The organism is Pseudoalteromonas piscicida (assembly GCF_002744175.1).
GTDB classification, from domain to species: Bacteria; Pseudomonadota; Gammaproteobacteria; order Enterobacterales; family Alteromonadaceae; genus Pseudoalteromonas; species Pseudoalteromonas piscicida_B.
In genome coordinates this window covers 1-207 of record NZ_NKHF01000153.1, presented here as the reverse complement: position 1 = coordinate 207, position 207 = coordinate 1, and the positions used below count along the sequence as shown (strand labels likewise).

Below are 207 nucleotides of genomic sequence, written 5' to 3'. Positions count from 1 at the left end.
AAATTGGAGCGAGTAACGAGGTTCGAACTCGTGACCTCGACCTTGGCAAGGTCGCGCTCTACCAGCTGAGCTATACTCGCGTTCCATTGTTCATTTACAGTATTACACTATAAATGGTGCCCGGGGCCGGACTTGAACCGGCACGCTGTTACCAGCGAGGGATTTTAAATCCCTTGTGTCTACCAATTCCACCACCCGGGCATCGGG

General features: G+C 52.7%; 2 tRNA genes. Both read right to left on the bottom strand.

The features are described from left to right. Window positions 1–4: 4 nt before the first annotated feature. Window positions 5–80: transfer RNA gene (locus tag CEX98_RS22235), tRNA-Gly, on the bottom strand. Window positions 81–114: 34 nt separating this feature from the next. Further along, window positions 115–201: transfer RNA gene (locus CEX98_RS22230), tRNA-Leu, on the bottom strand. Window positions 202–207 lie beyond the last annotated feature (6 nt).